Origin of the sequence: Colwellia sp. M166 (assembly GCF_024585285.1) — a bacterium.
Taxonomy (GTDB): domain Bacteria; phylum Pseudomonadota; class Gammaproteobacteria; order Enterobacterales; family Alteromonadaceae; genus Cognaticolwellia.
In genome coordinates, this window is sequence record NZ_CP040755.1 from 309,377 (window position 1) to 330,959 (window position 21,583).

Sequence of the window (21,583 nt, forward strand, 5' to 3'; positions counted from 1 at the left end):
TATAAAATTTACTTAATTTAGGTATATTTTATACAATAACTGATGAGATGTATCGTATTAAATTGGCGAGAATTAACAGATAAGAAATTTATTTTAAGCCGCAGCGGTCAACTTTAATGGCCCTATGATGATAATCGAATAACAACAGGAGCATCTATGCGTAAAAAAGTACAATTTATAAGTGGTAAGCATAAACTCAGTGGTTTGCTGGAAAGCCCAGAATCTGAGGTTAAGTTTTATGCCTTATTTGCTCATTGTTTTACCTGTGGTAAAGATATTGCTGCCGCCTCACGTATTAGCCGTGCTTTAGTTAGCAAAGGTATTGCGGTATTAAGGTTTGATTTTACCGGTTTAGGTAACAGTGATGGTGATTTTGCCAACAGTAATTTTTCCTCTAATATACAAGACCTAATTGCCGCCGCAGACTTTCTTCGAGCACAATATCAAGCGCCGCGCCTGTTAATTGGTCATAGTTTAGGTGGCGCCGCTGTATTGGGTGTTGCTCAACATGTTACAGAAGCCGCAGCGGTGGTTACTATTGGTGCGCCATCAGATGCAGCGCATGTCGCGCATAATTTTGCTTTGCAACTTGATGATATTGAACAGTATGGTAAAGCAGAGGTCAATTTAGCGGGCCGTGTTTTTACCATAGAAAAACAATTCTTGGATGATATTAAGCGTTATGACACCAGTCATATTAGTCAATTACGAAAAGCGTTACTGGTTATGCACTCACCCATAGATACGACTGTCAACATTAGTGAAGCTGAAAAAATATATCAAACAGCATTGCACCCGAAAAGTTTTGTTAGTTTAGATGATGCCGACCATCTGTTAACCAATAAACGTGATGCTGAATATGCTGCAGATGTGATTGCTGCTTGGGCGGGGCGTTACATTAGTCATGACACTAGTGAACTTAGAAACAATGATGTTAAGGGTAATCATATTAACAGTCAGGTCAGTAAAGGCCACGTTATTGTTGAAGAAAAAAATCATAAATTTACCCAACATATCAGTACCAATAGTCACTATTGGCTGGCTGATGAGCCAGAAAGTGTTGGCGGCAATAATATGGGGCCAGATCCCTACGAGCACATACTGGCAGGCCTAGGTGCTTGCACGGCAATGACCTTACGCATGTACGCGGTGCGTAAAGGTTTAGCGATTAAACATATTAAAGTTGAGCTAAGGCATGATCGTAATTATCAACAAGATTGCCAACAATGTGAGAATAAAACTCAAGGTATTGAAGCGATAGTGCGAGAGATTAGTTTTGTTGGCGAGCTTGATACGGAACAACAAGCTCGATTTTTAGAAATTGCCGATAAATGTCCCGTGCATAAAACACTGCATAGTAAGGTTGAGGTAATTAGTCAATTGCGCGCTGAATAAGCGATCACTATTGCAAATGAAATTTGTACCTAAACTTGTTGATAACGATCAGCTTTTAGGTACAAACTTTATTCAAACACTACAACTTGTTGTCACCGGCCCAACGTTGATTGCGACGTGACGCAGCCGTTAATCATTAATCCCCCCTATACAGAGGTATTTAAGCTCTAAATAATCATCTAAGCCATATTTAGAGCCTTCACGGCCGCTACCTGATTGCTTTACACCACCAAATGGCGCTGCAACATTGGAAATTAAGCCTTCATTAATACCCACCATGCCATAGTCTAATGCTTCAGCAACACGCCAAACACGACCAATATCACGAGCATAAAAGTAAGCGGCTAAACCGTATTCTGTATCGTTCGCCATGGCAATAACATCACTTTCATTATCAAAAGCAATAATGGGTGAAACAGGGCCAAATACCTCATTGTATGCCACGGGCATATCTGGTGTTACTTGGGTCAAAATGGTTGGTTGAAAAAAGTGACTGCCGGCTTGATGGCGTTTACCACCGGTATTTAATATCGCGCCTTGTTGTATTGATTCCTCGACTAATTTGGCGACATTATCAACGGCTTCAACCGAGATCATCGGGCCAATTTCTATGTTGTCATCAATACCGTTGCCAACATGTAAGTTATTAACCGCATCAGTGAATTTTTCAGTAAAACTGGCTAGTACCTCTTTTTGAACAAAAATACGGTTTGTACAGACACAAGTTTGACCTGCATTTCTGTACTTCGAGTTGATCGCGCCTTTGACAGCTTCGGCAATATCGGCATCATTAAAGACAATAAAGGGCGCATTACCGCCAAGCTCCATTGAGACCTTTTTAACGGTTGATGCGCATTGTTTTATCAGGCTTTTCCCGACCACTGTTGAGCCAGTAAAAGTAAACTTGGCCACATCAGTATGCGTGGTAAACACTTCACCAATGCCTCGAGCATCTTGCCCAACAATGACGTTAAATACGCCAGCAGGAATACCCGCTTGCTCAGCTAATTCAGCCATTGCTAGTGCTGATAAGGGGGTTTGTGCCGCAGGGCGAACAACAAAGGTGCAACCAGCAGCAAGCGCTGCCGAAGCTTTGCGGGCAATCATTGCATTAGGGAAGTTCCACGGTGTGATCGCGGCAACAACACCCACTGCTTGCTTGATAACAACGATTTTTTGTTTTGCTGATAAACTCGGGATGGTATCGCCGTATACACGCTTGCCTTCTTCGGCAAACCATTCAATAAAGCCTGCACCGTAGGCTATTTCACCTTTGGCTTCGGCTAAGGGTTTACCTTGTTCAAGGGTGAGTATACGGGCTAGGTCGTCTTGGTGTTCCATCATCAAATTAAACCAACTACGTAATAACTTAGCTCGTTCATGTGCCGGCATGGCTGACCAAGCTTTGAAGGCTTTTTTCGCTGCCTGTATAGCCAATGTTGCCTCATCAACACCCGCATCCGATACTTGCGCTATTACTTCATTCGTTGCGGGATTTTCAACCTCAAATGTGGCATCAGATGCGTGCCAATGACCGTTAATGTATGAGCTGGTTTTAAGTAATGTGGATTGTTTAATTTTTTGCAAAATATTCTCCTTAACTTAATGAGGTAAAAATTATCGGAAAAATGCCAACAAAGTAACAGGTTATTTAAGCGTTACTAAATTAATATCACTGTTAACGCTGTTTTATCTGTTAACGATAAATTATCATAATTAAGCAAGTTGCATAACAGTTTTTATGCACATCCGATAAAATTGAAGGTTTTGAAATGTCTGAAGCGCTAAAGGGTATTAAAGTAATTGACTTAAGTCGAATTTTGGCAGGACCTTGGGCATCACAAATGTTAGCGGATATGGGCGCTGAGGTGATCAAGGTTGAACGACCTAAAACCGGTGATGATACCCGACATTGGGGACCTCCTTTTATCAAGGCCGCTAAAAATCAACAACCTGCCCAAGCGGCATATTATCATTGTGCAAACCGTAACAAACAATCGATAGCAATAGATATTACTCAACCAGAAGGGCAACAAGTGATCAAAGATATGATCGCTAAAGCAGATGTACTGATAGAAAACTATAAAGTGGGCGGTCTTGAAAAATATGGTTTGAGCTATCAGCAGGTTAAATTACTTAACCCTGAATTGATTTATTGTTCAATTACAGGTTTTGGTCAGCAAGGACCATACGCACATAAAGCAGGCTATGACGCGATGATCCAAGGTGAGGGCGGATTAATGAGTTTAACTGGTGCTGTTGATGGCGAGCCAATGAAAGTGGGCGTTGCCGTAGTTGATGTCATGACCGGCCTTTATAGTGCTAACGCCATTCTTGCGGCATTGCTCGCGAAAGCCCATACCGGTACAGGTCAACATATTGATATTGCTTTACTTGATGTGCAAGTTGCCAGCTTGGCGAATCAGGGGATGAATTACTTAGCGACAGGAAAAGTGCCTGAACGTTTAGGCAATGGCCATCCTAATATCGTGCCATACCAAACCTTTGCAACTCAAGATGGCAGTTTAATATTAGCCATAGGTAATGACCCTCAATTTAAAAAGTTCTGTCAAGCTGCACAATGTCATGAATTAGCAAGTAATACATTATTTGTAACGAACCAACAAAGAGTCGAAAATCGTGCTGCACTTATTCCTATATTAGCTAGTATTATTGCTAAGCACAGTACTGATTATTGGGTTGCCACCCTAGAAGCGATAGCGGTGCCTTGTGGCCCAGTGAATACGTTAGAGCAAGTATTTAATCACCCTCAGATCCAACATCGAAATATGGTTAGGCAAATACCTGACGAAGAAGGCTTACTGATAAACACCATAGCATCACCCATTAATCTTTCCAAAACCCCTTTGCAATATAAACATGCTGCACCGAATATTGGTCAGCACAGTGAGCAAGTTTTAAAGCAATTTTTGCATTATGATAAAGAGGAAATAGCCAAGCTATTAAAAAATGAAATTGTCAGTTGATGACGCGTATGTGCCTAATGTAAATGCAGCAAACGATGTGGATTTCGAGTCATCATCTACGTAATTATTTGTTTTTATTCAAGCTCTTCGGTATTTTAAAAGCAGAGAAACTAGTGTGCTGTATTTATTTTAAAGGCAATAATATGCCTGAAAAGTATCTCTTGAATTAGTCGTCGCTGGTCGCTATGAAAGTGCACCTTAAAGTGTTACAAGCAAATAACCTAGCGTTACCCCTAACGTTAATTGATTTTAGTTTTATATGGAACAGTGGAGTTTGAATGAAGTTAATTGTTTTTATCTGTCTCTTTATTGACGCTGTGCAAGGGGCGAATGCACAGAGTACTCATTCACAAAACATGAATTCACCAAGCCGCCACTCAAACAAGGTCAATACCTTTGAAATACCGCGAAGTAATGTCGTAGACATTAAAGATCCACATTCAGCTAGAGTTTATCCAATTTTTATCAAATTGCCTCGTTCGTACCAACATAATTCTGAAAAGTTATATCCGGTTATTTATTTAACCGATGCGCTATATAGTTTTCAGCTGATCTCAGGCGCTACTCGATTTCCGATGAATACCGGTAAAATGCAAGAAGCTATTATCGTGGCAATATCCTATTCAAAAGGCTCAGGGGGTCACACTAGTCGTGTACGTGACTTTACGCATAGTAAAGATGTAAGCTGGAAATACCCTATCGGAGAAGCCAAAGCGCATAGCGAGTTTATTGAACAATCAGTTTTTTCATATCTCGAAAATAACTACAGAGTAAGTAAATCGAGAACTTTTGTGGGTAATTCGCTTGGCGGGTTATTCGGGGCTTATATACTATTTACTAAACCAACTATGTTTAATAACTATGTTTTAGGTAGTCCATCGGTATGGTTTAAAGATAATGATATTCTTAAAATTAAAACAACGCTTAACCTTAACAAACATAAAGTTTTTATTGGTGTTGGGGCTAATGAAACCAAGGATCTTGATTCTCCAAATCATGACATGGTCAAAGGCGCTAATGAACTCAAATTAAAAATATCACAAGCGCTGTTCCCTCATACCGAAGTCAAATTATTAATTGTACAAGAGGCAAACCATGAAACGGCTTTTCCAACAACAGCAATTCAAGGTTTATATTGGTTATTTAAACGTTAAAGAGTGCTGTCTGGCAATTCTTTAGCTAGTTAGTAATGTTTAATACGTTAGCGCCAATAAGCGTGTTAGGCACATTATAAGGTTTATCAGTACATGAACATTTTTTTAATTATTGCTGGCACTTTGAGTGCTATTGCTGCGATATTACATTTAGGCTGTATATATTTTGGTGCGCCTTGGTATCGTTTTTTTGGTGCTGGTGAACACATGGCAGTACTAGCAGAGCGAGGAAGTATTCAGCCTACGTTGATCACGATTAGTATTGTTGTTGTGCTTGCTATTTGGTCACTGTATGCATTTTCTGCGGCGGGTGTTTTTTTTCGTTTACCCTTTATGCGCTCAGTATTAAGCTTAATCACACTGATTTATCTAATACGTGGCATTATCGGTTTCTTTTTTATTAATGCCCCTATGGGGCGTTCGGCAGAATTTTGGCTGTGGAGCTCAATAATTTGCTTAATATTTGCGATTGTTCATTTTGTTGGTTTGAAGCAGCAATGGGCCAACATAAGCTAACTTATTAATATCGTATTAAATGGTGAGAAGACAAAATGATCAGCTGTCAGATGTTGTCACGAAATTTTATATGATGTCGATAACCGTTTAGCTAAATGGGGGCTGAGGTCAGCATTTATGTGGTGAGTGGTGAGATATTGTTTTGTTGTGGTTTGGCTTGTTATTGGCCCCTAACAGCATAATTAATAAAACAAAATAAAGTAGAGGAAGTCATGATGAATAGTTCAGTAGCCGTTATTACTTCAAAACGTAAAGATAATAAGCGAAACCTACGAATCGAAACCTAACAAACTATAAGTTTGTCTATTTAACTACAAAGCTATTAGCTTGGTAAATCGTTAGTTCAATAGCCACTTGCTGACAATGAAAAAATATTCATATGAAAATAATAGTTTTATTAATGTTTTTATTAACTTTACATTTATCTGCTTGCGTAAAACCATTACAAGTACAAGCTAAAAGTAAAACATCAGCAGCACTAAGCAATGCAGAGCATAATTATCAATGCCAAAGCGGTGAAAAAATTGTGGTTAATTATCAATCAATAGAGGCTATTTTTCTGCAATACCAAGGCAGTCATTATAAAATGAGCGCAGCGGTTTCTGCTAGCGGTTCACGCTATATTACGAATGACATCGAATGGTGGACGAAGGGCAGTGGTGCTGGTGCCAAGGGGACACTGTTTCGTCACCTTGCTGACGGGACTTCAGGTCAAGTTATCGAATCTTGTACTGAGTACTCAATATGATGGCTTGAAAGCAAACTTTGGTAAAATTTAATTTTTGCGCGTATGTTGATTTAAGCCAATAATTTAACCATGTTTTATCTCTTAATAAGGTGAAAAAATGAAAACTAACTTACTCGGTATTATCTTAGTGACTTATCTTTTTCAGGGCTGTGCTGGTGCTAGATACAGTTACCTAACTGAACTTGAAAAGACAACTGATGGGCAAGTATTGAATGTTAATACAGGACAAACACTTGAACTGTTAGCCGTTGGTAATGGTTTTCCAGGGTACTGGGGTTATTACCCTTGGGTGATCTCATCATCAACAAATATTGCTAGCATAGACTGTAAAGCCGCGAGAAGTATCGTGCCATTTCGTGAACCCGGCGTGCTATTTGGTGGCATGGTGTGTCATTTAATTGCCCACAAGCAAGGTGAGGCAATACTGTATTTTGGTAACAGATTTAATGTTAACGCAGAGCACTATGAAGTTAAAGTTGATGTTGTGGTCAACGAAAATCAGTAATAAATGTCACCAAACGCAAAAAAGTAATACCAATACAACACTAGAATAATAAAGTTTTACCCCCGATAAAAATGACGAATCAATATAATGAAATATAAAACTTCTTCCACAGAAATTATCTAATTTTTTGTTATCAAGGATGATTTTTTGTATTTGATGCCGCCATAATCATTTTATTTCTCAGCCACTTATTTGCCGGCTCTTTATCAACATTAACATGCCAGTATAAATGTACATCGATATCCGGTAATTCAACGGGCATTTTGTAAATGGCAATATCAAGCATATCCGCGTACATTTCTGCTGCGGTTTTGGGTAATGTCAGCAACATATCATTACTTATCAGGACGCGACAGGCTGATAAAGCATGTTGACAGCGTAAGGATATTTTACGATGTAGGCCAATACGAGAAAGTTCAAAATCTTCTAAGCCAGGGCCTGTTGAACGAGATGAAACCAATATATGTTCAAGTCGAAGGTATGTTTCTAAGTCGAGTTTACCGTTAAGTGCAGGGTGGTTTTTACGCGCTACCACTACCAGTTGATCTAGCTCCAATTGGGTATGCAAAATATTATTACTGACGGGGATCAAAGCATCAATTGCTAAATCTATATCTCCACTGGCCAATTTGTTTTCTAGCTCACTGCGTCTAACACGTCTATTACTGCGTAGATTAATGGCCGGAGACTCTAGCGATAAACTTTCTTGCAGTATCGGTAAATAATAAGGCTCTAATGAACCGTGTAACGAGAGCGAGAAGTTTTTCCGTGACGTTAATGGTTCAAATTGACGAGATTGTACTAGGCACACCTGTAATTGATGCAATGCTTCTCTGACATCATCAATAACATTTTTTGCTACGGGTGTTGGTCTCATTTCGTTGCCTTGTCTAATAAACAAAGCATCATCGAAATAGGTACGCAGCTTACCTAATGAGTGACTGACGGCTGGTTGTGATAAATTAAGTACCGAAGCCGCTTTGGTGATATTACCTTCACAATATATTGCATCGAAAACTATAAATAAATTTAAATCAATTTTCATCTTCACTCCATTGCTGACTCGATATAACGACAAATAACCGTCCGATCACACCATTTGCACTATTTAATATATCAATAGTAGGGTATTAGAACTATTCATTTGTTTAATTTAGATGCTCGGCTTAGCATAGTCAAGTACATTCGATATAGCGCTGTACTATTTTAAAATGCTAATTATTGACATAAAAGTATAGGAGTTAACGTGGTTGTTTATAACCGAAAAAATCTCAGTAAAACTCAGTTAAGCAACAACACTAATGTGGCTGTATTAGTCGCTATGTTAAGTCTAGAAACTGATATTAAGGTTGAGTGCTAACATGGCGGCAATTTATTTAATCAGACATGGGCAAGCTTCATTTGGTAGTGCTGACTATGACCAGTTGTCTGATAAAGGATGGCAACAGGCAGTGCTATTAGGTCAATACTGGCGTTCAAGAGCGACACCGTGTAAGTTTTATTGTGGTGACTTACTTCGTCACAGCCAAACATTGTCTAGTTTTAATGAAGGCTATCAAGGTGCTGCAACACCAACAATTATACATTCAGGTTTTAACGAATTTGATCATGTCGATATTTTAAAGAATTACCACGCACAATGGCAGAACCTTGCCAAAATGAGTGATGAAATAAAACAACTGAAAAATCCGAATAAGACCTTTCAAAAAGAATTTTCTCAAGCACTGAATCGCTGGATATCAGGCGATAAAGATGAAGAATATAAAGAAAGCTGGTTGCAATTTAAAGCTCGTTGCATACGTGCACTGCAAGATATTATTGCACAAGAGTTGGCCAATAAACGTCAATTTAAAGCAGACGGTAGCGAAGCTAAAAAATCTAAAGATATTCTAGTTTTTACTTCTGGCGGCACAATATCGGTGATCGTTCAGCATATTTTAAAATTAAATGATCAACAAGCATTAGAAATTAATCAACAAGCTAGAAATACCAGTGTCACCAAACTGTTATTCTCAGAGAATTTGTTGAGCGTTGACTATTTAAATAATTATAGTCATTTGGAGCAAGCTGGCGATGACTGGGTAACGTTTAGGTAATCGCTTGTTAAATAAATTAACTAAAACTTAAGTAGGAAATAAAATGAATAATGGCAATTTATTTGATTTATCAGGAAAAGTCGCATTAGTTACTGGTGCTAGTCGTGGCATAGGCGAAGGTATCGCTAAGCTACTTGCTCAACACGGCGCGCACGTTATTGTTTCAAGCCGAAAAGTTGAAGGTTGCCAAGCGGTTGTTGATGACATACTTAAAGCGGGTGGTAGTGCTCAAGCTATTGCCTGCCATATCGGCGAAATGACACAAATTGAAGCTATTTTCTCTGCGATCAGTGAGCAACATGGCAAACTTGATATCTTAGTGAATAATGCTGCTGCCAATCCATATTTCGGTCATATTTTAGATACCGATTTAAGTGCTTTTGAAAAAACTGTTGATGTTAATATTCGTGGTTATTTTTTTATGTCGACCTTAGGCGCTAAATTAATGAAAGCCAGTAATGGCGGTGCTATTGTTAATGTTGCATCAGTTAATGGTGTTATTCCTGGTGATTTCCAAGGTATATATTCGATCACTAAAGCCGCTGTTATTTCGATGACAAAAGCTTTTGCCAAAGAGTGCGCACAGTTCAATATTCGCGTTAACGCATTATTACCTGGAGCAACAGATACTAAGTTTGCTTCTACTTTAGTCAATAACCCTAAAATTTTAGAACAAGCGATGGCACATGTACCCATGAAGCGTGTTGCTAAACCTGAAGAAATGGCCGGTACAGTATTGTACTTAGCATCCGATGCTTCAAGCTACACAACCGGTACTGCCATTAACGTTGACGGCGGTTACCTTATTGGTTAACTCCTTATACTCTTAAGCGTTATTGGCGAATTTCTTTATCGCTTAAGTGATTAATAACAAAAGTTTAACACATCAAAATTTATTGAGAATACATCTATGAGTACAACGAATAGCACCAACACAGCAGCATTATTTAAGCAGTTTTCAGTTAAATCTCTCACCTTAAAAAATAAAACCGTGATGGCGCCAATGACACGAGCATTTTCTCCAAATAATGTCCCAACAACAGATGTAGCGGCTTACTATCGTCGTCGTGCTGAAGGCAATGTGGGTCTTATTATCACCGAAGGAACTTTTATTTCCCATAAAGCCGCTAACGGCTATGAAAATGTTCCGGCTATTTATGGTGATGATGCATTGGCAGGCTGGAAGCATGTTGTTGACGAAGTACATGCTGCAGGTGGCAAAATTGCCCCGCAATTATGGCACGTAGGCTCAGTGAGAAAACTAGGTGTTGGTCCGGATAAAGATGTACCAGCATATAGTCCTTCTGGTTTATTTAAGCCCGGCGCTGAAAACGGTGTTGCCATGACGCAGACTGACATTGATGAAGTGGTTGCTTCGTTTGCCCAAGCAGCACTTGATGCTAAAAACATTGGCTTTGATGCCATTGAAGTGCATGGCGCTCATGGTTATTTAGTCGATCAGTTCTTCTGGCAAGGTACAAACCAACGCGATGATAAATATGGTGGATCGTTAGAAAACCGCACCCGTTTTGGTGTTGAAATCGTGCAAGCGATCCGTGCTGCGGTTGGTGAAGATTTTACAATTATTTTCAGATTCTCTCAGTGGAAGCAACAAGATTACAGCGCCAAGCTTTGTCAAACGCCTGAAGAATTAGAGCGTTTCTTAAGTTTGCTAAGCGATGCCGGTGTTGATGTATTTCATGCTAGTACACGTCGATTTTGGGTAAGTGAATTTGAAGGCTCAGCGTTGAACCTCGCGGGTTGGACGAAAAAATTGACCAATAAACCCGTTATTACTGTCGGTAATGTTGGCCTTGATGCTGATTTTATTGGCGAAGGAAATAAAGATTTATCAGGAACATCGAACCCAACCGGTATCGACGAACTGCTTGAGCGTTTAGGCAATAACGAGTTCGACTTAGTTGCCATTGGCCGCGCTTTGTTAGTTGACCCTGATTGGGTTAATAAAATTGCGGTTAATGCTATTGAAGAAATTAACCCTTTTACTAAAAAATCATTAATGTCATTAAGTTAATCAGTCTGATCAAATAAGGAATACCCTATGAATTTCGAATATAGCGATAAAGTTCAAGAACTTATTAAGCAAGTTTCTGATTTTATGGATACACATGTGTTTCCTGTAGAACAAGAAATGCATGATCTGGTTGCTAAAGACCAATGGTCAACACCGCCGTTATTAGAAGTGTTAAAAGCGAAAGCAAAAGCTGCGGGTTTGTGGAATTTATTTCTCCCTGTTGCTTACGGAAAATACAGTGCTGGCTTGACCAATCTTGAATACGCGCCATTAGCCGAAATTATGGGTAAAGTTATGTGGGGACCGGAAGTGTTTAACTGCGCGGCGCCAGATACAGGTAATATGGAAGTCTTAGCTAAGTACGGTAATGACGCACAGAAAAAACAATGGTTAGAGCCATTGCTTGAAGGAAAAATCCGCTCTGCTTTTGCCATGACAGAGCCAGAAGTTGCTTCAAGTGATGCAACGAATATTGAGTTGCGTATAGAGCGTGATGGCGATGAATATGTTATTAACGGTCGTAAGTTTTATATTAGTGGTGCCTGTCGTAAGCAATGTGAAGTGATGATTGTGATGGGCAAAACAGACCCAGGAAACAGCAATCGTTATATTCAACAATCTCAAGTCTTAGTGCCAATGAATACACCTGGGGTTACTATGGTACGCCCAATGCAAGTGTTTGGTTATAACGATGCACCAGAAGGTCATGCTGAAGTCACTTTTGAAAATGTCCGTGTACCAGTTGAAAATATAATTCTTGGTGAAGGTAAAGGCTTTGAAATTGCCCAAGGTCGATTAGGGCCTGGACGTATTCATCACTGTATGCGTTCAATTGGTGTTGCCCAACGTGCACTTGATTTAATGTGTAAACGGGTTAATGAACGTATTGTTTTTGGTCGTCCTATGATCAAACAGCAATCGGTTCGTGAAGACATTGCCATTTCAGCCTGTCAAATTGAACAAGCACGGTTAATGACCTTAAAAGCGGCCCAAAAAATGGATACCGAAGGTAATAAAGCAGCAAGAGATTTAATTGCGATGATAAAAATTGTTGCGCCCAACATGTCACTTGATGTTTTAGACCGTGCTATCCAGTGCCATGGTGCTGTTGGTGTAAGCCAAGATACCTTTTTGGCCCATGCTTACGCAGGGCAAAGAACCTTACGCCTTGCTGATGGTCCTGACCAAGTACATATGATGCAATTAGGTCGAGATCTGGTCAAACAAAAAGCCGAGTAAGTTATGACCTTATGGTTATCACTTTATAGAGACTACATCGCGGCAAGTAGACTAGCTTGCCGTTAATTCCATTGTTATTAAGAGTAGCGAAAAATGTCAAATGCCTCATCTATTGATATTAAAGCATTAACGGTTTATCTCGAACAACACCTTGATGACTTTCAAGGGCCAATGAGTTTAGAAAAATTTAGTGGCGGACAATCCAACCCTACTTATAAAGTTTCAGCACAATCAGGCACCTATGTGTTACGCCGACAACCGCCGGGAAAATTATTGAAATCAGCACATGCCGTTGACCGTGAATACCGGGTATTAAAGGCGCTGAAAAACACAGACGTGCCTGTTGCACAGGTTTATCACTTGTGTGAAGACATCACCGTTATTGGTTCAATGTTCTATTTAATGGAGTTTTGTGACGGCAGTATTTATTGGCATGCTTCACTGAGCGAAATTGCTCATAACACGCAAAGAACTGAAATGTATGAAGCAATGAATAAGGCGCTTGTTGCCTTACATAATGTTGACATTGAAGCGGTGGGTTTAAGCAGTTACGGCAAGAAGGGTAATTATTTTGCCCGTCAACTAGAACGTTGGCTAGCTCAGTATAAAGCGTCTGAGCTACAGGTTATTCCAGCCATGGATAAATTAGGTCAGTGGTTAGAAGCCAATTTGCCTGAAGATGATGGTCGGGTGTGTTTAGTTCACGGCGACTACCGATTAGACAATATTATGTTTGCCAAAGATAAGCCGGAAATTATCGCCATTTTAGATTGGGAATTATCAACGTTGGGGCACCCGTTTGCTGATTTAGCTTACCAATGTATGGGGCTGCGTATGCCACAAGGCTTGGGTAGTATTGATGGCTTAAAAGGTATTGACCGTAACAGTTTAGGTATTCCAACCGAAGCTGAATATGTTGCGCAATATTGCCAACGTATGAACATTGACCATATAGATCATTGGTCATTTTATCTGAGTTTTAGTTTTTTCCGTTTGGCCGCCATTGTGCAAGGTGTTGCAAAAAGAGCATCACAGGGTAATGCATCAAATGCTAACGCTGATAAAGTTGGTGCTTTTGTTGAGCCGCTCGCGTTAATGGCGCTAGAAATTATTACTCAAGAGCATCAAGCTTAATCAGTCAACACTAGGCCAGTACGGATTAGGCCAGTAAAAATTAAGCAAAGAAAATTAATCAACGCATAAAAAGTATTAAAACAATAATAGACACTTTTATTTAAAGGAAATACATCATGGATCCATTGTTAGATTTTACCGGTAAAGTCGCTGTGATCACCGGCGCAGCTCAAGGCTTTGGTCAGTTACTCGCTGAAGAATTGGCCAAACGTGGCGCTAAATTAGTGATCAGCGATATTAACGAAGTAGGTGTTCATAAAGTGGCTGATGGTATTGCCGCTACTGGCGCCGAAGTATTTGCAATGAAGTGTGATGTTTCTAAAAATGAACAATGCAAAGCCATGGTCGATAAAGCTCTTGAAGCCTTCGGCCGTGTTGATATTGGTGTTAACAATGCCGGTATTGCGCATGAATTTATGCCATTACATGATATTGATGAAAGCATTATGGACATGCAATTTGCCATTAATGTTAAAGGTGTACAATTTGGTATGCGTCATCAAATACAGCAAATGTTAACGCAAGGTGAGGGGGCTATTCTCAATGTCAGCTCTATGGCTGGACTAGGTGGCGCACCACGTGGTAGCGCTTACTCGATGGCTAAGCATGCGGTGATTGGTTTAACCAAAACCGGAGCAGTTGAGTATGGTCGTAATAACATTCGCATTAATGCCATTTGTCCATTTTTTACCTTAACGCCGATGGTGACTAACTTCGCTGATGAAGAAAAGCAAAGCAAAATGGGGCGTAGTGCTCCAATGAACCGCTTAGCTGAGCCAAAAGAAATTGTTGCTATGATGCTGATGATGTTATCACCTGCCAATACTTATATGACGGGTCAGTGTATTGCCATTGACGGTGGCGTGTCTGCTGCATAGTCTGTAACGTACCTTGAAAAAGCAAGCTGTCAAGCTTGCTTTTTCAAGTGTAACCGCGCTGTAAACGACAAGATCAACATGCCCTAGCTAACCCAAGTTATAAATTTTAACTGTTAAATGAAAAAAGAGAATCGTATGGCTGTAGCAATGATAAATGAGCGTGATTTGGAATTTATGCTTTATGAACTATTTGATAGCGAGCAATTGATAAAACGACCACGCTATCAAGACCATGATCGCCAAACATTTAATGAAGTTATTAACACGGCAAAAGCGATTGCAGAAAAGCACTTTTTGCCTATTCGTCAGAAATTAGATACCCATCAACCGACTTTCGATGGTAAAAAAGTGCATTTAATTCCTGAACTTAAACCAGCTATTGAAGCGGTGAATGCTTCAGGCATTAGTTCTGCAATGGCCGATTATGACTTAGGGGGAATGCAATTACCGCCAATCGTTGCGAGTGCTGCAGCGACTTATCTGACCATTGCCGGTGGTGTTGGAATGGGTTACAACATGTTAACTACCGCCAATGCTAATTTGTTGTTAGCACATGGCAGTAAAGACCTTATCGATACTTGGGTTAAACCTATGTTAGATGGTCGCTTTATGGGCACAATGGCGATGACTGAACCTGGCAGTGGCTCTGGTTTAGGTGATTTGTCGACTAAAGCCGTAAAAGGCAGCGATGGTAATTATCGCTTATCTGGCAGTAAAATTTTTATTTCGGGTGGCGATCATGATCTGAGTGAAAATATTGTTCATTTAGTGCTTGCTCGTATCCAAGGTGCACCAAAAGGTGTAAAAGGTATCTCGTTATTTGTCGTACCTAAGTTTTTATTAAATGATGACGGTTCGATTGGCGAAGATAATGAAGTTGCCCTTGCCGGTTTATTTCACAAAATGGGCGGGCGAGCGCAAACCTCAACCGCATTAAGTTTTGGTGAAAAAAATGGTTCGGTTGGTTATTTAGTTGGTGAAGAAAATCACGGTCTAAAATACATGTTTCATATGATGAATGAAGCACGCATTATGGTGGGCACAAGCGGTGCAGTTTTGGCAACAGCCGGTTTCCAGTATTCACTTGATTACGCTAAAAACCGTCCTCAAGGCCGACTACCTTCTTGTAAAGATCCACTATCACCTATGGTTAACATTATTGAACATGCCGATGTTCGTCGAATGTTATTGGCGCAAAAAGCTTATGCTGAAGGTGCAATGGCATTAGTGCTTTATGGTACACAGCTCAGTGACGATGAAAAAACCGCAGCAACGCCAGAGCAACGAGCATACGCTCATACGTTATTAGATTTTTTAACACCGATCATCAAAACTTGGCCTTCTGAGTATGGTCCAAAAGCTAACTCTTATGCTATTCAAGTGATGGGCGGGCATGGATATATTAATGAACATCCGGTTGAGATGTTTTATCGTGATAACCGACTCAATGCTATTCATGAGGGAACTACCGGTATTCAATCATTAGATTTAATCACCCGTAAAGTACCCATGCATAACATGGAAGGGTACTTAGCGACCTTAAATGAAATTAATAAAACCATCATATTGGCGCAACAACTTGATAGCTTAAATGAGTTTTCTGATGAATTACTCAGCGCGGTTAGTATGCTAAAGCATACAACTAAAACAGTATTAACGGATATGTCGACGAAAAACATTGACCTTGCACTGGCCAATTCGGTTAATTATTTGTCGATGTTTGGCCACGTTATTATTGCTTGGTTATGGTTAAAACAAGGTATTGTTGCGACGCAGGCATTAGCTGAGCAGCCTCATCAAGACGATAAATATTTTTATCAGGGAAAGTTGCAAGCCTTGCAATACTTTTATCGTATCGAGTTACCACAGATCACGGTTTGGGAAAAAACGCTGAACAGTACCGACAGTACCAGTTTTGATATGCAGACCGAGTGGTTTTAATCTAACGGTACATAATTGTTATTGCTAATAAGCAATAAGCAATAAGCCATTTAACTCAATTGCCACTTTAAAGAGCATTGTCGCCTTACCGATAATGCTTTTTTTGTTATATATCAATAGGCTCTACCAGTCACCGTCATAACATTCTCCTTTCAAACTATTCGTACAATAAATACCGAGGTATGAAAACTATTCATTTGTTTAATTTTACTGTCGGGATTAGCATGAGTTATCGCTTAAAATTCATTCATAGCTGGTAACGTTAACGTACCAAAGGAAAAAGAATGCCGACAGTAATCAATAGAGATGACATTGCTAAATTTATTGGCAATCAAGCAGCGCCAACTCAGTGGCATCAAATTACCCAAACGCAAATTAACCAATTCGCTGACTGTACCCTTGATCATCAATTTATTCATGTTGATGAAGAAAAAGCGAAAGCTACGCCGTTTGGCGCTACGATTGCGCACGGTTTCTTGTCGTTATCAATGTTGTCGCATTTTGCTGAAGAGTTCAGTGTCATTATCGACGGATTCTACATGGGATTGAATGCCGGCTTTGATAAAGTGCGTTTTTTACAACCCGTTACGGTTAATAGCCGAGTGCGTGCTCATGCAAAAACGCTTGCTATTGAAGAGAAAAAGCCCGGACAGTATCGCTTATCAACCGAAGTGACCATTGAAATTGAAGGCTGTGATACCCCTGCACTTGTTGCAGAGTGGATTTCAGTGCAAATGGTTAAGTAGCCTTATTGGTTGCTTGTGCGATTGTAAATATTGAGTTTTATAAAAATTTTTAAGGAAAAAGTATGACCATTAATTTCCAAGGTAAAGTAGCTATTGTAACAGGAGCAGGTAACGGTTTAGGGCGTTCGCACGCTTTAGAGTTGGCGAGAAGAGGGGCTAAAGTTGTCGTAAATGATTTAGGCGGTGCTCGCGATGGTAGTGGCGCTTCATCAGAAGCCTCGCAAGAAGTCGTGCGTTTAATTGAAGAGCATGGCGGCGAAGCAATCAGCCATGGCGCTAATGTAGCTAACTTTGATGAAGTGCAAGACATGGTTAATCAGACCATGGAAAAATGGGGCCGTGTCGATATTCTTATCAATAATGCCGGTATTTTACGTGATAAATCTTTTTCCAAAATGACTTTAGATGACTTTAAACTGGTCATGGATGTGCATGTTATGGGTACCGTCAACTGTACTAAAGCCGTGTGGGAAATTATGCGAGAGCAAAACTATGGCCGTATTGTTATGACGACATCATCGAGTGGCATGTACGGTAATTTTGGTCAATCAAACTACGGCGCAGCAAAAATGGCGGTGTTAGGACTGATGAATACGTTAGTACTCGAAGGTGCAAAAAATAATATTCGTGTAAATGCCTTAGCGCCAACAGCGGGTACACGCATGACCGAGGATTTAATGCCGCCAGAAATTGTACAGGCCTTTGCACCTGAAGCGGTTACCGCAGGTATGTTAACGCTGTGTGATGACGATGCCCCTAATCGTTTTATCTTATGTGCGGGTGCGGGTGGTTATTCAAGTGCCAATATTGTTGAAACACAAGGTTGCTTTATTCCACAGCATCAGCAAAGTCCTGAAACAGTTCGTGAGCAATGGTCTGAGCTTACCAATGAAAGTGCGCAAGCATCTTTAGCATCAGGGGCTAAACAAGGTGAAAAGTTTGTGTTAAAAGCGATGGCATTTATGAAGTCACAGCAACAGTAAGCGGCTAGCTTTTGTAACATTATTTGCCAACACAGTTATAGGATGATGATTAAATATTTTATAACTTAGCTCATAAAAAATTAGAATTTTAAATATTACAAACAGGAATTATCATGAGAGAAGCAGTCATAGTATCCGTAGCACGTACGCCAATAGGTAAAGCATATCGAGGCGCATTTAATGATTTATCAGCCCCAACATTAGCGGCCGTTGCTGTAAAAGCTGCAGTAGAGCGTGCCGGTATCGATGTTAATGAAATTGATGATTGTATTTTCGGCGCGGCATTAACTCAAGGCAACCAAGGTATGAACTTTGGCCGTCAAGTGGCTATGGCTGCCGAGCTACCGGTATCTGTTGCGGGCATGACCATCGACCGCCAATGTTCATCAGGTTTAATGTCAATAGCGACAGCAGCTAATCATATTGTTTGTGATGGCGCTAATGTTGTTATTGCGGGTGGTTGTGACTCAATTAGCTTAGTGCAAAACGACAAAATGAATATGCATCGCGCGGTTGACCCAAGTGTTAAAGCTTATCGACCAGCTATTTATATGCCGATGTTAGATACTGCTGAAATTGTCGCTAATCGCTATGAAATTTCACGGGCAGAGCAAGATGCATACGCGCTTAAATCACAGCAACGTACAGCGGCGGCACAAGCAGCAAACAAATTTGACGATGAAATTGTACCGGTGACGGCAACAAAGTTAGTGATGGATAAAGCTACCGGCGATATCAGTAAAGAAGAAGTCACGTTAATTAAAGATGAAGGCAACCGTCCATCGACTAATATTGAAGGCTTGTCAGGATTAAAAGCCGTAAAAGATAACGGCACGATTACTGGCGGCAATGCTTCTCAGTTGTCTGATGGTGCAGCAGCCGTTGTGGTGATGGAACGAGCATTAGCCGAAGAACGTGGACTTAAACCATTAGGCGCGTATCGTGGCATGGTTGTGGCTGGTTGTGAACCTGATGAAATGGGCATAGGTCCTATTTACGCGATTCCAAAATTACTCGAGCGTAATAACTTAACCATGGACGATATTGGTTTATGGGAAATTAACGAAGCCTTTGCCGTACAAGTTTTATATTGTGCCGAAAAATTAGGTATTCCAGAAGATCGTTTAAATGTAGATGGTGGCGCCATTTCAATTGGTCATCCTTACGGCATGAGCGGTACGCGTATGGTTATGCATGCACTTATCGAAGGTAAGCGTCGTGGTGTTAAATATGTGGTGATCAGCATGTGTATTGGCGGTGGTCAAGGTGCTGCAGGATTATTTGAAGTGCTTTAGTAATCAAGCAGTAACATGTACAGTAGAGTGTCATTGATTGATATGAACAAGGTTATAAATAGCCGTAAGAACAACATTAACAATAATAACAATGGCACTAGATACACTAAATATTAGTGATTGGGGAGATAATACCATGGAAAAAGTTTGGCTTGAGAAAAGTTATCCAGCAGGCGTTGAATTTGAAATAAATCCAGACAAATATAACTCTATAGCGGATTTGTTTTTAAAATATACCAAGTTATACAAGAATAATGTCGCATTCATTAATATGGATAGTAGTATTACTTATCAAGAACTTGGTCAGCAAGCGAGCGATTTCGCTGCATATTTACAGCACGATTTGGGTTTAGTAAAAGGTGATAAATTTGCCATTATGATCCCTAATCTTTTGCAATATCCTATTGCATTATTTGGTGCGTTGATTGCTGGTTTAACGGTTGTTAATGTTAATCCACTTTATACTCCTCGAGAATTACAACATCAATTAAAAGATTCAGGTGCAAAATCTATCCTGATCCTTGAAAACTTTGCTCATGTGCTTGAAACCGTGATTGATAAAACGGATATAAATCAAGTTATCCTCACCGGTGTTGGTGACCGTTTAAGTGCAATTAAAGGCGCGGTTGTCAATTGCGTCCTAAAGTACGTTAAGAAACAAGTACCAGCATATAACTTACCGGGTGCGGTTAAATTTAATAAAGCTATGGCTAAAGGTGCAAAACTTAGTTATATGCCGGTTGCGGTAAAAGGCGATGATTTAGCGTTCTTACAATACACGGGTGGTACAACGGGTCCTTCAAAAGGGGCGATGTTAACGCACCGTAATTTGATTGCTAATGTTGAACAATCGAATGCTTCGACTAAAAATGTCTACGAAATAGGTAAAGAAATGATGGTAACGGCCTTACCGCTGTACCACATTTTCGCTTTAACCTCTAACTGCCTGTGTTTTATTCCTTTTGGCGGCACCAACCTGCTAATTACTAACCCAAGAGACATGGTTGGCTTCGTTAAAGAATTAGATAAATATCCTTTTACCGCTATTACAGGCGTTAACACCTTATTTAATGGTTTATTACATACGCCAGGTTTCGAAAAACTTGATTTTAGCACTTTAAAATTAGGTTTTGCCGGCGGTATGGCTGTACAGCGTCCAGTCGCTGAGCTTTGGGAAAAAGTGACGGCTACGCGTTTGCTAGAAGGTTATGGTTTAACGGAATGTTCACCTTTGGTAACCATGAGTCCTTACGATCAAGAAAGTTACAATGGCACTATTGGTATACCAGCACCTTCGACTGATGTGCGTTTAATTGGTGATGACGGTGAAGAAGTTGAGATTGGTAAACCGGGTGAAATGTGGGTTAAAGGTCCGCAGGTCATGAAGGGTTATCATAATCGTCAAGATGCAACCGATGAAGTGCTAAAAGACGGTTGGTTAGCCACCGGTGATATAGCCACTATGGATGAAAATGGCTTTTTTACTATTGTGGATCGTAAAAAAGACATGATTATCGTTTCGGGTTTTAATGTTTTCCCTAATGAAATTGAAGAAGTACTGGTTACCCATCCAGGTATACTAGAGGCCGCAGCTGTTGCAGCGCCAAGTGATGCTACCGGTGAAATGGTGAAAGTATTTGTGGTACGTAAAGACCTTAGTTTAACCGAGCGCGATGTTATTGAGCACTGTACTGAGTTACTGACTAACTACAAACGCCCGAAAGTTGTGGTGTTTTTAGATGAGTTACCAAAAACCAATGTCGGTAAAGTACTGCGCAAAGAACTGCGTTAATAAAGCATTAGATTAATCATGGCTATGATGAATAGCTGTGATTAATCTGTCGTAAAGCTGATGTTGATTTATATCCACGCCACTTCAAAATGAAGGGACAGCTGTGTAAAGCAGGTTCATCGTTACACCTGTTTGAAGG

At 40.1% G+C, this 21,583-nt stretch carries 19 protein-coding genes; 17 read left to right on the forward strand and 2 right to left on the reverse strand.

The features are described 5' to 3' along the window. Window positions 1-156 precede the first annotated feature (156 nt). Entirely contained in the window at window positions 157-1,395 is a 1,239-nt protein-coding gene (locus tag FGD67_RS01530; RefSeq protein ID WP_257173372.1) for a bifunctional alpha/beta hydrolase/OsmC family protein, read from the forward strand. Between the two features lie 129 nt (window positions 1,396-1,524). Here FGD67_RS01530 and FGD67_RS01535 read toward each other — a convergent pair whose 3' ends face one another. Next, window positions 1,525-2,982 (reverse strand): NAD-dependent succinate-semialdehyde dehydrogenase, encoded by a 1,458-nt coding sequence (locus FGD67_RS01535; protein ID WP_257173373.1) that lies wholly within the window; start codon window positions 2,980-2,982, stop codon window positions 1,525-1,527. Between the two features lie 185 nt (window positions 2,983-3,167). Between FGD67_RS01535 and FGD67_RS01540 the strand changes: the two genes are divergently transcribed. From FGD67_RS01540 to FGD67_RS01560, 5 genes are all read left to right on the forward strand, one after another. Continuing rightward, window positions 3,168-4,382, forward strand: a complete 1,215-nt coding sequence (locus tag FGD67_RS01540) for a CaiB/BaiF CoA-transferase family protein (RefSeq protein ID WP_257173374.1) — start codon at window positions 3,168-3,170, stop codon at window positions 4,380-4,382. Window positions 4,383-4,660: 278 nt separating this feature from the next. Then, on the forward strand, window positions 4,661-5,536 hold the full coding sequence (locus tag FGD67_RS01545; RefSeq protein ID WP_257173375.1) for an alpha/beta hydrolase: 876 nt from the start codon (window positions 4,661-4,663) through the stop codon (window positions 5,534-5,536). A gap of 93 nt (window positions 5,537-5,629) precedes the next feature. Further along, window positions 5,630-6,052, forward strand: coding sequence for a hypothetical protein (locus tag FGD67_RS01550; protein WP_257173376.1), 423 nt, complete (start codon window positions 5,630-5,632; stop codon window positions 6,050-6,052). Window positions 6,053-6,431: 379 nt separating this feature from the next. Further along, window positions 6,432-6,800 carry an MliC family protein gene (locus tag FGD67_RS01555; RefSeq protein ID WP_257173377.1) on the forward strand — a complete coding sequence of 123 codons (369 nt, stop codon included), beginning with the start codon at window positions 6,432-6,434 and terminating at the stop codon, window positions 6,798-6,800. A 97-nt stretch (window positions 6,801-6,897) separates the two neighbouring features. Next, on the forward strand, window positions 6,898-7,305 hold the full coding sequence (locus tag FGD67_RS01560) for a hypothetical protein (protein WP_257173378.1): 408 nt from the start codon (window positions 6,898-6,900) through the stop codon (window positions 7,303-7,305). A 133-nt stretch (window positions 7,306-7,438) separates the two neighbouring features. On the opposite strand, the gene FGD67_RS01565 is transcribed toward FGD67_RS01560, so the two are convergent. Next, window positions 7,439-8,350 (reverse strand): LysR family transcriptional regulator, encoded by a 912-nt coding sequence (locus FGD67_RS01565; protein ID WP_257173379.1) that lies wholly within the window; start codon window positions 8,348-8,350, stop codon window positions 7,439-7,441. 316 nt (window positions 8,351-8,666) lie between these two features. Between FGD67_RS01565 and FGD67_RS01570 the strand changes: the two genes are divergently transcribed. The 11 genes from FGD67_RS01570 (at window position 8,667) to FGD67_RS01620 (ending at window position 21,444) form a co-directional block, all read left to right on the forward strand. Next, complete coding sequence (locus FGD67_RS01570) at window positions 8,667-9,401, forward strand: histidine phosphatase family protein (protein WP_257173380.1); 735 nt, start codon at window positions 8,667-8,669, stop codon at window positions 9,399-9,401. 43 nt (window positions 9,402-9,444) lie between these two features. Then, window positions 9,445-10,215, forward strand: coding sequence for an SDR family oxidoreductase (locus tag FGD67_RS01575; RefSeq protein ID WP_257173381.1), 771 nt, complete (start codon window positions 9,445-9,447; stop codon window positions 10,213-10,215). A gap of 96 nt (window positions 10,216-10,311) precedes the next feature. Continuing rightward, window positions 10,312-11,436 carry an NADH:flavin oxidoreductase gene (locus FGD67_RS01580; protein ID WP_257173382.1) on the forward strand — a complete coding sequence of 375 codons (1,125 nt, stop codon included), beginning with the start codon at window positions 10,312-10,314 and terminating at the stop codon, window positions 11,434-11,436. Between the two features lie 27 nt (window positions 11,437-11,463). Further along, window positions 11,464-12,675, forward strand: a complete 1,212-nt coding sequence (locus FGD67_RS01585) for an acyl-CoA dehydrogenase family protein (protein WP_257173383.1) — start codon at window positions 11,464-11,466, stop codon at window positions 12,673-12,675. Window positions 12,676-12,768: 93 nt separating this feature from the next. Continuing rightward, window positions 12,769-13,809, forward strand: a complete 1,041-nt coding sequence (locus tag FGD67_RS01590; RefSeq protein ID WP_257173384.1) for a phosphotransferase family protein — start codon at window positions 12,769-12,771, stop codon at window positions 13,807-13,809. A 116-nt stretch (window positions 13,810-13,925) separates the two neighbouring features. Further along, entirely contained in the window at window positions 13,926-14,687 is a 762-nt protein-coding gene (locus FGD67_RS01595) for an SDR family NAD(P)-dependent oxidoreductase (RefSeq protein WP_257173385.1), read from the forward strand. 135 nt (window positions 14,688-14,822) lie between these two features. Continuing rightward, window positions 14,823-16,628: an acyl-CoA dehydrogenase gene (locus FGD67_RS01600; RefSeq protein WP_257173386.1), complete on the forward strand. Its 1,806-nt coding sequence runs from the start codon at window positions 14,823-14,825 to the stop codon at window positions 16,626-16,628. 284 nt (window positions 16,629-16,912) lie between these two features. Then, entirely contained in the window at window positions 16,913-17,374 is a 462-nt protein-coding gene (locus FGD67_RS01605) for a MaoC family dehydratase (RefSeq protein ID WP_257173387.1), read from the forward strand. Window positions 17,375-17,436: 62 nt separating this feature from the next. Further along, the gene (locus FGD67_RS01610) at window positions 17,437-18,357 is read left to right on the forward strand and encodes an SDR family NAD(P)-dependent oxidoreductase (protein WP_257173388.1); all 921 of its coding nucleotides are present in this window, start codon (window positions 17,437-17,439) and stop codon (window positions 18,355-18,357) included. A gap of 113 nt (window positions 18,358-18,470) precedes the next feature. Then, the gene (locus tag FGD67_RS01615) at window positions 18,471-19,652 is read left to right on the forward strand and encodes an acetyl-CoA C-acyltransferase (protein WP_257173389.1); all 1,182 of its coding nucleotides are present in this window, start codon (window positions 18,471-18,473) and stop codon (window positions 19,650-19,652) included. Window positions 19,653-19,788: 136 nt separating this feature from the next. Beyond that, window positions 19,789-21,444, forward strand: coding sequence for an AMP-binding protein (locus tag FGD67_RS01620; RefSeq protein ID WP_257175198.1), 1,656 nt, complete (start codon window positions 19,789-19,791; stop codon window positions 21,442-21,444). The last annotated feature ends 139 nt before the right edge of the window (window positions 21,445-21,583 follow it).

What these genes read in the sequence shown, in the direction of transcription:
- FGD67_RS01530 (WP_257173372.1), top strand. Translation starts at nt 157, where the DNA reads ATGCGTAAAAAAGTACAATTTATAAGTGGTAAGCATAAACTCAGTGGT.
- FGD67_RS01540 (WP_257173374.1), top strand. Translation starts at nt 3,168, where the DNA reads ATGTCTGAAGCGCTAAAGGGTATTAAAGTAATTGACTTAAGTCGAATT.
- FGD67_RS01545 (WP_257173375.1), top strand. Translation starts at nt 4,661, where the DNA reads ATGAAGTTAATTGTTTTTATCTGTCTCTTTATTGACGCTGTGCAAGGG.
- FGD67_RS01550 (WP_257173376.1), top strand. Translation starts at nt 5,630, where the DNA reads ATGAACATTTTTTTAATTATTGCTGGCACTTTGAGTGCTATTGCTGCG.
- FGD67_RS01555 (WP_257173377.1), top strand. Translation starts at nt 6,432, where the DNA reads ATGAAAATAATAGTTTTATTAATGTTTTTATTAACTTTACATTTATCT.
- FGD67_RS01560 (WP_257173378.1), top strand. Translation starts at nt 6,898, where the DNA reads ATGAAAACTAACTTACTCGGTATTATCTTAGTGACTTATCTTTTTCAG.
- FGD67_RS01565 (WP_257173379.1), bottom strand. Translation starts at nt 8,350, where the DNA reads ATGAAAATTGATTTAAATTTATTTATAGTTTTCGATGCAATATATTGT.
- FGD67_RS01570 (WP_257173380.1), top strand. Translation starts at nt 8,667, where the DNA reads ATGGCGGCAATTTATTTAATCAGACATGGGCAAGCTTCATTTGGTAGT.
- FGD67_RS01575 (WP_257173381.1), top strand. Translation starts at nt 9,445, where the DNA reads ATGAATAATGGCAATTTATTTGATTTATCAGGAAAAGTCGCATTAGTT.
- FGD67_RS01580 (WP_257173382.1), top strand. Translation starts at nt 10,312, where the DNA reads ATGAGTACAACGAATAGCACCAACACAGCAGCATTATTTAAGCAGTTT.
- FGD67_RS01585 (WP_257173383.1), top strand. Translation starts at nt 11,464, where the DNA reads ATGAATTTCGAATATAGCGATAAAGTTCAAGAACTTATTAAGCAAGTT.
- FGD67_RS01590 (WP_257173384.1), top strand. Translation starts at nt 12,769, where the DNA reads ATGTCAAATGCCTCATCTATTGATATTAAAGCATTAACGGTTTATCTC.
- FGD67_RS01595 (WP_257173385.1), top strand. Translation starts at nt 13,926, where the DNA reads ATGGATCCATTGTTAGATTTTACCGGTAAAGTCGCTGTGATCACCGGC.
- FGD67_RS01600 (WP_257173386.1), top strand. Translation starts at nt 14,823, where the DNA reads ATGGCTGTAGCAATGATAAATGAGCGTGATTTGGAATTTATGCTTTAT.
- FGD67_RS01605 (WP_257173387.1), top strand. Translation starts at nt 16,913, where the DNA reads ATGCCGACAGTAATCAATAGAGATGACATTGCTAAATTTATTGGCAAT.
- FGD67_RS01610 (WP_257173388.1), top strand. Translation starts at nt 17,437, where the DNA reads ATGACCATTAATTTCCAAGGTAAAGTAGCTATTGTAACAGGAGCAGGT.
- FGD67_RS01615 (WP_257173389.1), top strand. Translation starts at nt 18,471, where the DNA reads ATGAGAGAAGCAGTCATAGTATCCGTAGCACGTACGCCAATAGGTAAA.
- FGD67_RS01620 (WP_257175198.1), top strand. Translation starts at nt 19,789, where the DNA reads ATGGAAAAAGTTTGGCTTGAGAAAAGTTATCCAGCAGGCGTTGAATTT.